The following is a 14,769-nucleotide window of genomic DNA, read 5'->3' on the forward strand; positions in this document are numbered from 1 at the left end:
CCGATGCGCCGATGATCCCTGCCGTCAAACGACGGCATTGCCGGCCATGACGGCGAGGATCAGGAATACCAGGAAGATGATCAGGAAGATGGCGAAGAGAACGCGCGCAATGGTTGCGGTTGCCGCGGACACGCCGGAAAAGCCGAAAAAGCCGCTGATCAAAGAAATAACAAAGAAAATGAGAGCCCATTTCAGCATTTAGCAGTCTCCTCTGCGTTGTACTTCTTAAAGACGCGGGAGGAGGGTGATTTGTTCCGAGGACGGTTTGGTTTTGGCGGTGGTTGGGGAATTGTGGAGAGTGCGATACCCCCCTCTGTCCCGATAGGGACAGAGGGGGGTGCGGCGTCACACAGGCACGGGAACGTTTGTTTTACAGAAACCCCACATCACCCGTGATTGATCATCACATGCCGCACGGCCGTGTAGTCTTCGATCGCGTAGACCGACATATCCTTGCCGTAGCCGGATTGCTTGAGGCCGCCATGGGGCATTTCGTTGACCAGCATGAAGTGGGTGTTGATCCAGGTGCAGCCATATTGCAGGCGGGCAGCGGTCTGCATGCCGCGGCTGATGTCCTTTGTCCACACCGAGGAGGCGAGGCCGTAGTCGCTGTCATTGGCCCAGGTGACGGCGTCGTCGGCATTGGTGAAACGCGTTACGGAGACCACAGGCCCGAAGACTTCGCGGCGGACGATCTCGTCATCCTGCGTAGCGCCGGCAACGACGGTCGGTGCGTAGAAGAAGCCGCGTTCGCCGGAAATCTTGCCGCCTGTCGTGATCTCCATGTGCTTGTGCTCGGCGGCGCGGGTGACGAAGCTTTCGACGCGATCGCGCTGGCGCTTGGATATCAGCGGGCCGATCTCGTTCTCGGTATCGTCGGCGAGGTTGAACTTGATGCTTGACACGGCTGACGTCAGATCAGCGACGAAATTGTCGTAGACCTTGGCGTCGGCATAGATGCGGCAGGCGGCGGTGCAGTCCTGGCCGGCATTGTAGTAACCGAAGGTGCGGATGCCGGCGACTACGGCGTCGATATCGGCATCGTCGAAGATGATGACGGGCGCCTTGCCGCCGAGCTCGAGATGCGTGCGCTTGACCGTCTTGGCCGCGGCCTGCAAGACCTTCTTGCCGGTGGCGACATCGCCGGTGATGGAAACCATGCTGATCTTCGGATGGTTGATCAGCGCATTGCCGACGCTCTCGCCGCGGCCGAGAATGACGTTGACGACGCCCTCGGGAAGGATATCCGCCAAAAGCTTCGCCATCTTCAAGGCGGTCAGCGGCGTCTGCTCGGAGGGTTTGAAGACAACGGTGTTGCCTCCAGCAATGGCGGGAGCCAGCTTCCAGGCCATCATCATCAGCGGATAGTTCCACGGCGCGATGGAGCCGACGATGCCGATCGGATCGCGGCGGATCATCGAGGTGTGACCGGGCAGATATTCGCCGGCGACCGGGCCGTGGAGGTTGCGCACCGCGCCGGCAAAGAAGCGATAGCAGTCGACGATCGCCGGGATTTCGTCATTGAGCACGGCGTTGATCGGCTTGCCGCAGTTCAGCGCTTCGAGTGCAGCGAAACCTTCGGCATCGCGCTCGATGGCATCGGCGATCTTGAGGAGATAGGCCGAGCGCTGGCTTGGCGTCGTCTGCGACCAGCTCATAAAGGCTTTTTCTGCGGCGTCGACAGCGGCGTCGATCTGCCCGAGCGAGGCCTCGGGCAAGTTGAGCACCGTCTCGGCTGTCTTCGGGTTAAGGACGCGTTCTTCTGTTTCCGTGCCGGCTTCGAAGCGGGAGCCGATCAGCATCTGGGTATCCATTATTCTCTCCCTTTCATTTGCCGCCGCCGGCGATCTGGTCGCCGTCGCGGGTAAGATAATAGGCTGCCAGGATCGGCAGGAAGGTGACAAGCACGACGACCATAGCGACGACGTTGGTCACGGGTCGCTGGCGCGGGCGAATGAGTTCCTCCAGCATCCAGATCGGCAGCGTCATCTGCTGGCCGCCGGTAAAGGTGGTGACGATGACTTCATCGAAGGACAGCGCGAAGGCGAGCATGCCGCCGGCGAGCAGCGCCGTGCCGATGTTCGGCAGGACGATATGGCGGAAGGTCTGGAAGCCATCGGCGCCAAGATCCATCGACGCTTCGATGAGCGAACCGGAGGTGCGGCGGAAACGGGCGACGGCATTGTTATAAACAACGACGACGCAGAAGGTCGCATGGCCGAGAACGATCGTCCAGACCGAGAAGGGGATATCGAACAGGCTGAAGGCGGAGCGCAGCGCAATGCCGGTGATGATGCCGGGCAGCGCGATTGGCAGGATGACCAAGAGCGAGATTGCCTCGCGGCCGAAGAATTTCGTCTGGCTGACGGCCGCGGCGCAGAGCGTGCCGAGGATCAATGCGATCGCGGTTGCGATGGTCGCGACCTGCACCGAGAGTGCCAGCGCCGACCAGACATCCGGCCTGTTCCAGGCGATGCCGAACCATTGCAGGGTGAGGGCCGGTGGCGGCCACTGATAACTCTTCTCCTCAGTCGTGAAGGCATAGACGAAGATCAGCAGGATCGGCAGATGCAGGAAGAGCAGGCCGCCTGCTGCTGCGATCTTTAGAGGCAAGGAGGCGCGTTGGCCACGATCAGAGCGCATCGAAAGCTCCCTGCTTTTTGGCGATCCAGAGATAGATGGCCATGATGACGATCGGCACGACCGAGAAGGCGGCGGCCAGCGGCACGTTGCCGGCAGTTCCCTGTTGCGTGTAGACGGCCTGGCCGATGAAGAGGCGCGAGGAGCCGATGATCTGCGGGATGATATAGTCGCCCAATGTCAGCGAAAAGGTGAAGATGGAGCCGGCGACGACGCCAGGCAAAGCGAGCGGCAGAAGCACGGTCCGGAAGGTCTGCTTCGGCGTTGCACCGAGATCGGACGAGGCTTCCAGCAGGTTCGCCGGCACACGCTCGAGAGCGGCCTGCGTCGGCAGGATCATATAGGGCAGCCAGATATAGACGAAGACGAGGAAGGTGCCGATATAGCTGACCGAGAGCGAGTTGCCGCCGATGACGGGTAAGGCGAGCACGCCGTCGAGCAGCCAGCCGAGATGCAGCTTGGCGAAGATCCAGGTGAGGATGCCTTCCTTGGCGAGGATCAGCTTCCAGGCATAGACCTTGACCAGATAGCTCGACCAGAGCGGCAGCATAACGCCGAGATAGAACAGCGCCTTCCATTTTCCCTGCGCATAGCGCGCTGCATAATAGGCGATGGGGAAGGCGACGAAGGCGGAGGCGATGGTGACGAGCGCGGCCATGACGACGGTGCGCAGGATGATATCGAAATTCGCCGAGTTCAGCAGCTGTGCATAAGTCGAGAGGGTGAATTCGTAGTTCACCATTCCCGAGAAATCGTCGACCGAGAAGAAGCTCTGCAACAGCAGCGCGATCAGCGAGCCGATATAGATGATGCCGAGCCAGAGCAGCGGCGGCGTCAGCATCAGGAAGAGGAAGAGTTTCGGACGGCGCCAGAAGAGATCTGAGAGGCGGCCGAAGAACCCGCTGCGGCGCGGCAGGATCGAGGCCGGTGCCTGGCTCGACGAGGCGGGGAAGGCGGCGGTGTTCATGCGGCGTCATCCATGTAGTGGACATCCGCCGGCAGCCAGGCGAGGCGGATGGCGGCGCCGGTATCCGGAGCCGGCTGGCCAGCGGGTACGGTCACATGCAGGCGGGCGCCATTCGTCTCGACCGAGAGGCGGGTAGCGGCACCGAGAAAGCTCGTCGCTTTCACGGTGGCCGCCACGCCGCTCCCCTCAGTCAACCGGATGGCCTCGGGGCGCAGGCTTGCCCAACGCCCTTCGCCGCCGAGCGATGACATGGTTTCGGGGGCGATGACATTGGAGGAGCCGACGAAATCGGCGACGAAGCGGGTCTTTGGTCGCTGATAGATGTCGTGCGGCGTGCCCTGCTGCACGATGCGGCCGTCGTTGAAGACGGCGACGCGGTCGGCCATGGACAAGGCCTCGCCCTGATCGTGGGTGACGAAGACGAAGGTGATGCCGAGCGCCCGCTGTAGACTCTTCAGTTCCTCCTGCATCTGCTCGCGCAGTTTCAGGTCGAGCGCGCCAAGCGGCTCATCGAGCAGCAATACCTTCGGCTTGTTGACGAGCGCGCGGGCAAGGGCCACGCGCTGGCGCTGGCCGCCGGAGAGCTGGCCGGGACGGCGGGCGCCATAGCCGGGCAGCTTTACCAGTTCCAGCGCCTGCTCGGCGGCCTTCAGCCGTTCGGCCTTGCCGACACCCTTGACCATCAGCCCATAGGCGACGTTGTCGAGGATATTGAGATGCGGAAAGAGCGCATAATCCTGGAAGACCGTATTGACGTTGCGCCGGTATGGCGGCACGCCTTCGGCGGTTTCGCCAAAAATCTCGATATGGCCGCCCGTCGGTTGTTCGAAGCCGGCAATCAGTCTGAGGCAGGTGGTCTTGCCGGAGCCGGAAGGACCGAGCATGGCGAAGAATTCGCCGGGCGCGATCTCCAGATCGACGCGATCTACGGCGCGGATCTGGCCGAAATGGCGCGACACCTGCTGGAAACGAACGGCGTTCATTGGTTTCTCCAGGAAAAGGTTGTTTTTTCCTTCTCCCCTCGGGGAGAAGGTGGCCCGAAGGGTCGGATGAGGGGGTGCTGCGGCATAGACTGTCCTTCGCTAGCTGCTCGGGACATTAGTCGCTTCGTTCCTCATCCCCCTCATCTGCCCTGACGGGTATCTTCTCCCCGCTGGGGAGAAGAGAGGATTTCACCGTCCGCCGATCACGCCGATATAGTCGGAGACCCAGCGGTGATAGGGCACGCATTCGCTCTGCGTGCTGCATTTCGCGACGGGCGTCTTCCAGAACTTGATCTTGTCGAAGTGATCATAGCCGTTGGTGGCGCAGCCGCTGTCGGTCAGGAGTTCGTTGCCCTTGCAAGCTGCCGGAACCGAGGGCACGGCGCCGAACCAGGCGGCGGCATCGCCCTGAACCTTGGCCTGCAGTGAGTGTTCCAACCACATATAGGCGCAGTTCGGATGCTCGCTGTCGGCATGCAGCATGGTGGTGTCGGCCCAGCCCGTCGTCCCCTCATCCGGGAAGGTGGAGGCGATCTTCTGCTTGCCGGCCTGCAGCAGGTTCACCTGAAACGGCCAGGAGCCGGAGGCGACGACGCCTTCGTTCTTGAAGTCGTCGGTCTGGATCATCGCATCATGCCAATAGCGGCTGACGATCTTGCGCTGGCCACGCAGCAGCTCGAGGGCGGCCTTGTACTGATCTTCGTTGAGCTCGTAGGGGTCCTTGATGCCCAACTCCGGCTTGTGGGCCATGAGATAGAGGGCGGCATCGGCAATATAGATCGGGCCGTCATAGGCCTGCACACGGCCCTTGTTGGACTTACCGTCGGGCAGCGTCGTTTCTTCGAAGACGATGTTCCAGCTCTTCGGCGCCTGACCTTTGAAGGCATCGGTGTTGTACATCAGCACGTTCGGCCCCCAGAGATAGGGCACGCCATAGTGAACGCCGTTGACGGTATGCCAGGGGGCATTCTTCAGGCGCTCGTCGAGGTTCTTCCAGCTCGGGATCAGATCGGTGTTGATCGGCTGCACGCGCTTGCCGGCAACGAGACGCAGCGATGCGTCACCGGAGGCGGTCACGAGGTCGAAGCCGCCTTCGTTCATCAACGCAACCATTTCGTCCGAGGTCGCCGCGGTCTTGACGCTGACCTTGCAGCCGGTCTCCTTTTCGAAGCCCGTGACCCAATCGTAATTCTTGTCGCTTTCGCCGCGCTCGATATAGCCGGCCCATGCGACGATGCTGACGGCGCCTTCGCCCTTGCCGAGCGTCTTCAACGGCTCGGCGGCAATGACCTGCGTTGCGAAACTAAGGCATGCGAGTGCGGCCGTGCATGATTTCAGCAGATGCTTCATGGGACTCTCCCGGTTTTTGAGCCTTGATGGCGTGGAGCCAGTGGCTGGCTTCCTGTTCCCGGAAGAAAAGGTGACGCGATTTTGCCGCATTCGCAAATTCATTTATCAGAAAGGTGATATCGGAAATTCCGATTCCTAACTGTGCGTGGCTGAGAGATCGAAAACCTCCGGCCGCAGCTTTCCAGCCCGCATGAGGTGCTGCAGCGTGTAGGAAATGGAAAAGGCATCATCGAGCGCGTCATGGCCCTTAAGCGGCGGATGCTGCACGCCATAGTAGTGGGAAAGCTCGTTGCTTGGCGTCTTCGCCAGATCTTCGACCGGCATTCCCGCCGCAAGCAGCAGCTTGACGGCATTGTCGAAACGATGCGCGGGGATCAGGGGCTGGATACCGGCGACGTAACAGCTGATCGCCATCATATTCAGCTCGTCCTTGCCCCAGGACCAGAGACGGGCACCATCCGAGAAACGATCCAGGCCGGCAATGACGTCCTGCAGAGCCATTCCTTCCGCCTCGATGTTCTCTTCGGTCACACCCGTCAATGCGGTGAAGAACGGATCGAGCGCATATTGTTTGCCAAACCGATCGACCGGACGAACATAGGCCTTGTAGCTGTCCAGGATCGCGAAATCGCCTTCGAGACTGAGCTTGACGGCTCCGACTTGCGCGACGACCGGATCGGGATCATGGGCGGCACACCAGGACCGGCGTTGCGACCCTTCGAGGCAAAGGAACTCACAGTCGAATATGATTGCGTTCTTCATACCTGACCCTCCATTTGCAGCAATCTTCGATTGTACTCCCCTCAGTCGGGTCGGAGGAATACTGCGTGCTACCGCTGCCGGCCCGAGCGCATGCTTTCTGCGACGCCGACGAAATCGCGGGCGGCTTGCGGCAGGCTGGAGCCCTTGCGCCAGACCATGCCGACCTGAACCACCGGCAGCGAACCGGAGACGTCGCGGCTTTCGATGCGATCGCCTTCCAGCGACCAGGGGCGGTAGACGAGATCCGGCAGCAGTGCGACGCCGGCGCCGGTGGCAACCAGGCTGCGCACGGCCTCGACAGAGCGGGTGCGGAAGGCGACATGCGGGCGGGCACCGAGTGCTGTCAAAAGCTTGCCCGTGTTTTCCTCGATCTCATCGATGGTCAGCATGATCAGCGGCTCGCGGGTGATGTCCGCGACACTGATGATATCGGCCGAGACGAGGGGGTGGCCCATCGGCAGCCAGAGGCGGTAGGGCGAGGTCTCCAGAATCTCGGCCTGCAGAGCCATGCGGTCGCGCAGGTTGGAAATGACCATGACGGCGACGTCGAGCTCGCCACCAACCAGAAGATGTTCCAAATAGCCGCCATTATCCTCGATGGCACTGACTTCGACCCCGGGGCAGGCGCGGCGATAGCGCGCCAGAAGATCTGACAGAACATAGCCGGCGACAAGCGATGTCACGCCGATATTCAGCGTGCCTCCGGCCTCGTTCTGCTTGCCGGAAAAGCTGGTGCGCGCGTCGGAGACCGTCGCCAGGATCTTAGTTGCGTGGCGCAGGAACTGGTGGCCGTTGTGAGTGATCGACAGGCCGCGCGGATGGCGCTCGAACAGCTCCACGCCGAGATCGCTTTCCAGTTCCTTGAGGGCTTCGGTGACTGAGGATTGGGAGATGGACAGGTTCTGCGCGGCCCGCGTCACGGAGCCTTGTTCCGCCACGGCGACGAAGTATTGCAGCTGTCTCAGGGTGAAGGCCATGCTCCGGTTAGAGCATGTTCGCGCCAGGAAAGGCAAGTGCTCGTCATAGCTGTGAAAGTTTGGACCTTTTTTGGTAACGATATCGAAGACGATGCAAGTTTCGCCTCGGTTTTAAGTATTCCGAAACGCCAATTCCCTAACGTGAGGGTTGATCATTTTTGTCGGCTTGGAGTGGTCTATGCTGGAGCAGTTGGCGTGAGCGCCTTACTGCACATTTTCCGGATACCCCGGAAGTTTGTCGTCATGATCGGCGGAGTGGCCTTTCTCATAGGCTGCTCCGGCGTATTGGCGCTTTATGTCGGCAAGGACAGGCTGCTCGGTCTTGCATCCGCATCTCCCAACGGGCTTCAGTGCACCGATGTCAATCTCGTCACGATCCGTAAAGATAACCGTTTCTGGGTTCGCAAATATATCCGCACCGAGCCGACCGATGGGCTGACGCGTGTCAGGACTGCGCTCCGGGTTGCCAAGGCTGTCTATCAGGAGCAGAAACCGGATCTCGTTCAGGTTGTGGTTCTCGACAGAAATGGGCCGACATTGCGGTCTGACTTGCGTGGCCGGGCGCTGGGGGCCGATGTCGTTTACGTGCCGCATCCAGATAGGCTTATCGATGGCAGCTCCGAGGCACCGCTGACGGCACGCTATTATGATGGCGGTGCGAGCAATGCCGGCCTGTTTTATGGTGAGCAGATTACTATGCTGCCGCAGGATATCGATGCGGCGATCGCCGGGTTGAAGAATCTGACCGACTGCGACAACGCACTGGCGGCAGACAATGGCGGCGACGCCAAGAAGGACAAGATGAAGACGGCGATCGCCGCGGAAGAGAAAGCAGCCGCAAATCAGGCGGAGAGCCACGATGCCAAGCCGCCGCTGCCGGAACCGAAATCGACGGGCAATGTGCAGCCGGGCTATGATGCGAACGGCGAGTTCATCGGCGCCGATGCCGGGGCCAAGGAAAAAAGCCCGTCACCGGGATTGGACCCGACCATGACGGGGGCCGCCGACCGTCGCTCGCCCGTGACCAACTGATCAAAACCGGATTTGCGCTATCGGGCGGAAAGGCTACTGCCTCATTCCGACAGATGTTTCTCGCCGATAGCTTGGTAGAGCGCGAAAAGCGCCTCGTGGACTTCGCCGGCAAGACGGTAGAAGTCCGGATTCGCCAGAATGGCGGGGTGCTGCAGCAGCTGGTCGTCGGTCATGTCGAGCATGATCGACGCCGTGTGCATCGCTTCGTGGCAACCGAACGTTCCCGGTGCGTATTGTGAGAGATCGATGTCGCCGATCTCGGCAAGATCGGCTAGCCGCTGATGCTCGCTGTCGGCATCTGCGGCTGATGTCTCTTTATCCGTCATGGTTCGCACCTTTGCTTTTCGGGCGACGAGGCTGTCTCAATCGGCCTTGTTGCGGCGGGCCGGGAAAAGGATGATGTCGCGGATCGACGGCGAGTTGGTCAGAAGCATGATGAGGCGGTCCACACCGATGCCGAGACCGCCCGCCGGCGGCATGCCCTGATCGATTGCGTCGAGGAATTCCTCGTCGAGTTCCTTCTGCTTTTCGCCACGCGCATGCGCCTGCTCGAGCTGCTCGACCATGCGTGCGCGCTGTTCTTCCGGATCGTTGAGTTCCGAGAAAGCGTTGCCGAGTTCCCAGGCGTTGCAATAGGTCTCGAAACGTTCGACGAGGCGCGGCTCGCCCGGCACTTCCTTGGCGAAGGGCGAGATGTCCTTCGGGAAATGCGTGACGTGCGCCGGCTGGATCAGCGTGCCTTCGACCTTCTCCTCGAAGATGAAGGCAAGGCATTCGCCCCAGGTCGCGTCCTTCTCGACGGCAAAGCCGGCAGCCTTGGACGCGGCGCGGGCTTCTTCGTCGGTCTTGATCGCCAGGAAGTCGATACCGGTCGCTTCCTTGACGGCATCGGGCATCGGCACGCGGCGGAACGGACCCTTGAAGGAGATCTGCTTGTCGCCGAAGGCGAATTCGGTGCTGCCGTGGATCGACATGGCGAGCGTCGAGAACAGCCGCTCGACGAGATCCATGATGTCCTCGTAGTCGGCATAGGCCCAATAGCACTCCATCATGGTGAATTCGGGATTGTGCCGGGTGGAGACGCCTTCGTTGCGGAAGTTGCGGTTGATCTCGAAGACCTTGTCGGTGAGACCGGAAACCAGCGTGCGCTTCAGGAACAGTTCCGGCGCGATGCGCAGGTACATATCGAGCTTCAGCGTGTTGTGATGCGTCTTGAACGGCTCGGCAGTGGCGCCGCCATAGACCGAATGCAGCATCGGCGTTTCGACTTCCATGAAGCCGTCATTTTCCATGAAGCGGCGGATGCCGGAGACGATGCGGCTGCGCTGCTGGAAGCGGAGCTTCGATTCCTCGTTGGTCATAATGTCGAGATGACGCTTGCGATAGCGCAGCTCGATATCGGACAGGCCGTGCCATTTTTCCGGCATCGGCAACAATGACTTTGTCAGCATGGTGATCTGCTGGGCATTGATGGTCAGCTCGCCGCGCTTGGTGCGGCGCACGACGCCGGTGACGCCGATGATGTCGCCGATATCGATCATCGGCAACAATGCGCGAGCCTCTTCCGAGGTCACATCCTTGTGGCTGAAGATCTGGATCTTGGCCGAGGCATCATGGATGTCCATGAACATGCCGGAGTTGCGCGAGGAATAGACGCGGCCGGCGACGGTGACGACATCGCCGGTCTCGGTATCCGGCTCCAGGCCTTCGTATTTCGCGACGAGTTCGGCATTGGTCATGGTCCGGTGGAAATGCGCCGGATAGACGTCGCCGATCTGCTCGCGCAGCAGCTTCAGCTTCTGCGCGCGAACTTCCGTTGCGTCGGAGGAGAGGGTAGCGGTTTCGGTCTTGTCGTTCATGGTTTTAAAGTCCGGTTCAGTTCTTCGGGCCGACGAGTGCCGCAACGGTCTGCGCGGCCAGTTTTAGCCGCTGACGGACGACGGAGCGGCCGAGGATCGCCATGCTATCGAAAAGCGGGAGGGAGCGCGAGGAGCCCGATACGGCGACGAAAAGCGGCGCGACGATGACCTTCAGCTTCTTGCCCATGCGGTCGGCGATGGCGCGCAGCTCGGCTTCGATCGTCTCGACATTCCATTCGAGGATCTTTTCGAGATCAGGCTGCACGGTGTTCAAGATTTCCAGCAGCTCTTCCGGCGTCGACTTGATCTTCGCGAAAGCAGAGGGATCAAGGTTGAGGTCGGACTTGAACAGGAAGCCGGCGAGGTCAGGCAGTTCACCAAGCTTGGTGATGCGCGACTGCGAAAGCTTCAGGCCTTCCTTCAGACGATCATTTTCCATCGCCCAGGTCAGTACCCGATGCTGGAACTCTTCTTCCGACAGCTTTTCGCGGATCCAGCGGCCATTCAGCCAATCGAGCTTCTGGATGTCGAAGATCGCGCCGGCTTTGGAGAGGTTTTCCGGATCGAACTTCGCGGTAAGCTCGTCCATGCTCAAGAGCTCTTCACCTTCGGCGATCTGGATGAAGAACAGGCCGAGGAAGTTCATCAGCGCCTCGGGGATATAGCCGAGCGCCGTATAATAGGAGATCGAGGTCGGGTTCCTGCGCTTCGACAGTTTCGACTTGTCGGCATTGCGCATCAGCGACAGGTGCATGAACACCGGCGGCTCCCAGCCGAGATACTGATAGATCAGGATATGCTTCGGCACCGAAGCGAGCCATTCCTCACCGCGCGCGACATGAGTGATCTTCATCAGATGGTCGTCGACGACGTTGGCCATGTGATAGGTGGGCATGCCGTCGGCCTTGAGCAGGACCTGCATGTCGACGGCATCCCACGGGATTTCCACGTCGCCATAGACGCCGTCATGGAACTTGCAGGAGCCTTCGGTCGGGATCTTCATGCGCACGACATGCGGCTCGCCGGCGGCAACGCGCGAGGTCACTTCCTCGGCCGAGAGATTCAGACAGTGGCCGTCATACTTCGGCGGCAGACCGGCGGCGCGCTGCGCCTCGCGCATCTTTTCCAGACGCTCAGGCGTGCAGAAGCAGCGGAAGCCATGGCCGTTTGTGACGATCTGCTCGACATAGGGCTTGTAGAGGTCCTTGCGGTCGCTCTGGCGATAAGGGCCGTAAGGGCCGCCGATATCCGGGCCTTCCGACCATTTCAGGCCGCACCATTTCAGAGCATCGAGAACCTTGGTCTCGAATTCCGGGGTGGAGCGGGTCGCGTCGGTATCCTCGATGCGCAGGATGAACTCGCCGCCGTGTTTCTTGGCGAAGAGATAGTTGAACAGCGCGATGTAAGCGGTGCCGACATGCGGCTCGCCGGTAGGGGAGGGTGCGATGCGGACGCGAACGCCTGAAGTGGTCATCTTGTTTGCCCGTCATAAAAGGCCGGGCCGCGCTTGGGACAAGCGCCGTCCAGCCGAAAATGTCTATCTGGATCAGGAAACCGGCCGGAAAAGGGCGTCTTGCCGCTTCTATCAGCGTTTTCCGTATGGCTGGCCTTAGGCCATATTCAAGGGATGACGTCAAGGGAAACTGCGCCGCAAGAGCAGGCAGAGGCACTGAGGACGCTGCGCTGCATCGAAAAGAGCCGGCCTTTCAAATTCACGAAGCGTTTTTACACTTCATAAGTGTTCCAGGAGAAAAGCCTTACGCTTGCCTAATTTGATTTGCAATTTTCGCGGCAGTGGCGAAATAGGTTTTCAATCGTTCATTCCGGGGATCCCATGAAGAAACTAATTTTGAGCTTGCTATTGTCGGCCTCGATGGTCGATGCCGCCGCTGCCCAATCGACCATTACGCGCGATAATTCGGCGAAACTGATCGAATCCTATCGTGCCTATATCGGCAACGACGATCTCTATAATTCCAAGGGCGAGCGCCTGACGGCGCCCTGGCAGATCATCCGCCAGGACCGCGCCAACTATCACGCCTATCGCCGCCGCGACCGCGGCGACCAGGGCGACAGCTTCTTCTCATTGCCCTCCAATCGCCAGAAGCTGGAAGCCATGCTGGCAAACGGCAATATCGCCGACGATGCCGGGAATTATATCGTTCGCGGCAACGTCTGGATCAAGGTCGACATTTATGGCCGCGGCGATATCGGCGAATGGGTCGACGTGCACGTCCAGGATTGATCGATGTGATAAAGCCGCATCGCATCATCGGTGCAGCTTTCGCCATCAATGGCCGCCGGATGCTTTTTTCCGACGGTTCCGCGCCATCATGTTCAGCACTTCGACCAGAGCGGAGAAGGCCATGGCGGCGTAGATGTAGCCCTTGGGAACATGCACGCCCATGCCTTCGGCGATCAGCGTCGTGCCGATCATCAGCAGGAAGGCGAGCGCCAGCATGACGATGCTCGGGTTCTTCTCGATGAAGTTGGCGAGCGGGTTGGCGGCGACCAGCATGACCGTGACGGCGGCGATGACGGCGACGAACATGATCGCCAGGTGCGGCGTCATGCCGACGGCGGTGATGATGCTGTCGATCGAGAAGACCAGATCGAGCAGCAGGATCTGGCCGATCGCCGAGGCGAAGGTCGTGGTCGTTGATTTGGCGATGAAATCCTCACCCTGTTCCTGCGGATCGACATTATGATGGATCTCCTTCGTCGCTTTCCAGACGAGGAAGAGGCCGCCGCCAATGAGGATCATGTCCTTCCAGGAGAAGCCCTGGCCGAAGATTTCGAAGACCGGCTGGGTGAGCTGGACAATCCAGGCGACGGTTCCGAGCAGCGCAAGGCGCATGATAAGGGCAAGGCCGATACCGATCTTGCGGGCTCTGTCACGATGCTCCGGCGGCAGCTTGTTGGTCAGGATCGAGATGAAGATGAGGTTGTCGATGCCGAGGACCACTTCCATGACGACGAGCGTGATGAGCGCCACCCACGCCCCCGGGTCCTGTATCAGCCCCATAATATCCATTGACGATGCCCCCTTTGAATCAGCATTCGCCGATGCTGACCCCCAGCACGGCCTCTTCAGAATGGCCGTAATGTAAGGAGCGCCATGGTTCGTGCAAGCGGCGCCGCCATTTTCATGGCGGCGGTCTTGTTTTTGCGCCTTGTTCCCGGGCTTGGTTTCTAGCCTTTGAGGGGGATCCAGATTTCCGTCGCGCCCATACCTGTGCGTGGGTCGAAGCGGTCGTCATAGCGTTCCATCATGTCGGGGGTGCCGGCATGCTGTTGACCCGATTGCGGCAGCCAGTCTCCGAAGATCTGATGCACGGTGGCGGAAATGCCGGAGATATGACCGCGATGCGTGAAGATCGCGTAGCGCTGCTGAGGCAGTTTGGTCGTCACGAAACCTTCGGGCAGGCCGTCCGCGTCGGAAACTTCGGCTGCCGACATATAGCGGAAGCTCTCGCTGCCTTCTTCCGCCTGGGTGCAGACGCCGTAAGCGACATTACCGATCTGGCCGGAAATATGGCCGAAATGCTGGTTGAATTTCTGCCAGAGCGAGGGGATGGCCTCTGTCGCCTCATAGGCATAGGTTTCCGCAAGACCGGCAAGCAGCATTGCGGGATGGGTCTCGAAGCGCGGTGCCTCGAGCTTGGGAAGGCGGGTGTCGTCCATTCTGATCGGCTCCTGTAGAGCGAGGTTGCGAACGTGTCCTTGCTTGCGCAGGCTTTCCGGCGTGATGCCGAATTGCTCGCGGAAGGCACGGGTGAAAGCCTCGTGCGAGCCGTAGCCGGCATCGAGGGCAACCTGGAGAATGGAGGAGGAGCCGTCGGTTAGCGTGAGAGCCGCTTCGCTGAGGCGGCGGCTCCGGATATAGCTGCTGATCGAGTGGCCCGTCGTCATGCCGAAGACGCGCGAGAGATGAAAGCGCGATAGCCCGGCCGTCTCGGCGATCTCGTCGAGCGAGATGTCGGATTTAAAATGGCTTTCGATAAACCATATCGCTCTGCCGATCGCGTTCATTTTCAACTCTCCTGGTTGCCGGGCCAGTCATAGGCTCCGGACGATGGCGATGCTTGATCGCCATTGCGGAGTTGAATTACTACACCATCGCGGCCAGCAGGAGAGGCCTGTTCATCTTAGAGAGGTTCAGTTTTCACGGAATGTCCGAACCGCTCTATCTCTTTGAT

Annotated in this window: 15 protein-coding genes; 2 read left to right on the plus strand and 13 right to left on the minus strand. The window is 60.3% G+C overall.

From position 1 onward, the window contains the following. Positions 1 to 24: 24 nt before the first annotated feature. From PH558_RS00525 to PH558_RS00560, 8 genes are all read right to left on the minus strand, one after another. On the minus strand, positions 25 to 198 hold the full coding sequence (locus PH558_RS00525; RefSeq protein ID WP_015341190.1) for a DUF1328 domain-containing protein: 174 nt from the start codon (positions 196 to 198) through the stop codon (positions 25 to 27). A gap of 188 nt (positions 199 to 386) precedes the next feature. Next, complete coding sequence (locus PH558_RS00530; RefSeq protein WP_285201574.1) at positions 387 to 1,814, minus strand: gamma-aminobutyraldehyde dehydrogenase; 1,428 nt, start codon at positions 1,812 to 1,814, stop codon at positions 387 to 389. 13 nt (positions 1,815 to 1,827) lie between these two features. Then, positions 1,828 to 2,643, minus strand: coding sequence for an ABC transporter permease (locus PH558_RS00535; protein WP_285201576.1), 816 nt, complete (start codon positions 2,641 to 2,643; stop codon positions 1,828 to 1,830). Continuing rightward, the gene (locus PH558_RS00540) at positions 2,633 to 3,607 is read right to left on the minus strand and encodes an ABC transporter permease (protein WP_285201577.1); all 975 of its coding nucleotides are present in this window, start codon (positions 3,605 to 3,607) and stop codon (positions 2,633 to 2,635) included. The genes PH558_RS00535 and PH558_RS00540 overlap by 11 nt, the downstream gene beginning before the upstream one ends. Beyond that, positions 3,604 to 4,590: an ABC transporter ATP-binding protein gene (locus PH558_RS00545; RefSeq protein ID WP_285201578.1), complete on the minus strand. Its 987-nt coding sequence runs from the start codon at positions 4,588 to 4,590 to the stop codon at positions 3,604 to 3,606. Before PH558_RS00545 ends, PH558_RS00540 begins: the two co-directional genes overlap by 4 nt. A 189-nt stretch (positions 4,591 to 4,779) precedes the next feature. After that, entirely contained in the window at positions 4,780 to 5,940 is a 1,161-nt protein-coding gene (locus PH558_RS00550) for an ABC transporter substrate-binding protein (protein WP_285201580.1), read from the minus strand. 135 nt (positions 5,941 to 6,075) lie between these two features. Continuing rightward, positions 6,076 to 6,702, minus strand: coding sequence for a 3'-5' exonuclease family protein (locus tag PH558_RS00555; RefSeq protein ID WP_285201583.1), 627 nt, complete (start codon positions 6,700 to 6,702; stop codon positions 6,076 to 6,078). A 68-nt stretch (positions 6,703 to 6,770) separates the two neighbouring features. Continuing rightward, entirely contained in the window at positions 6,771 to 7,679 is a 909-nt protein-coding gene (locus tag PH558_RS00560; RefSeq protein WP_113230838.1) for a LysR family transcriptional regulator, read from the minus strand. A gap of 195 nt (positions 7,680 to 7,874) precedes the next feature. On the opposite strand from PH558_RS00560, the gene PH558_RS00565 reads away from it, so the two are divergent. After that, entirely contained in the window at positions 7,875 to 8,711 is an 837-nt protein-coding gene (locus PH558_RS00565; RefSeq protein ID WP_285201585.1) for a hypothetical protein, read from the plus strand. A 41-nt stretch (positions 8,712 to 8,752) separates the two neighbouring features. Here the strand turns inward: PH558_RS00565 and PH558_RS00570 are convergent, their stop codons facing one another. Genes PH558_RS00570 through gltX form a run of 3 tightly spaced genes read right to left on the minus strand, consistent with a single transcriptional unit; the run spans position 8,753 to position 12,044 of the window. Further along, on the minus strand, positions 8,753 to 9,037 hold the full coding sequence (locus PH558_RS00570) for a hypothetical protein (RefSeq protein WP_113408331.1): 285 nt from the start codon (positions 9,035 to 9,037) through the stop codon (positions 8,753 to 8,755). A 36-nt stretch (positions 9,038 to 9,073) separates the two neighbouring features. Then, positions 9,074 to 10,570, minus strand: a complete 1,497-nt coding sequence (gene lysS, locus PH558_RS00575) for a lysine--tRNA ligase (RefSeq protein WP_285201586.1) — start codon at positions 10,568 to 10,570, stop codon at positions 9,074 to 9,076. A 16-nt stretch (positions 10,571 to 10,586) separates the two neighbouring features. Next, a complete protein-coding gene (gene gltX, locus PH558_RS00580) occupies positions 10,587 to 12,044 on the minus strand; it encodes a glutamate--tRNA ligase (protein WP_285201587.1) in 1,458 nt (485 codons plus the stop codon). A 360-nt stretch (positions 12,045 to 12,404) separates the two neighbouring features. Here gltX and PH558_RS00585 point away from each other — a divergent pair, with 360 nt between their 5' ends. Then, complete coding sequence (locus PH558_RS00585) at positions 12,405 to 12,815, plus strand: hypothetical protein (RefSeq protein WP_095435867.1); 411 nt, start codon at positions 12,405 to 12,407, stop codon at positions 12,813 to 12,815. A 45-nt stretch (positions 12,816 to 12,860) separates the two neighbouring features. Here the strand turns inward: PH558_RS00585 and PH558_RS00590 are convergent, their stop codons facing one another. Beyond that, positions 12,861 to 13,604: a TerC family protein gene (locus PH558_RS00590; RefSeq protein ID WP_113408328.1), complete on the minus strand. Its 744-nt coding sequence runs from the start codon at positions 13,602 to 13,604 to the stop codon at positions 12,861 to 12,863. A gap of 158 nt (positions 13,605 to 13,762) precedes the next feature. Continuing rightward, complete coding sequence (locus PH558_RS00595; protein WP_285201591.1) at positions 13,763 to 14,602, minus strand: GyrI-like domain-containing protein; 840 nt, start codon at positions 14,600 to 14,602, stop codon at positions 13,763 to 13,765. Between the last annotated feature and the right edge of the window lie 167 nt (positions 14,603 to 14,769).

It is taken from the genome of Rhizobium pantanalense (assembly GCF_030182525.1).
GTDB lineage: Bacteria > Pseudomonadota > Alphaproteobacteria > Rhizobiales > Rhizobiaceae > Rhizobium.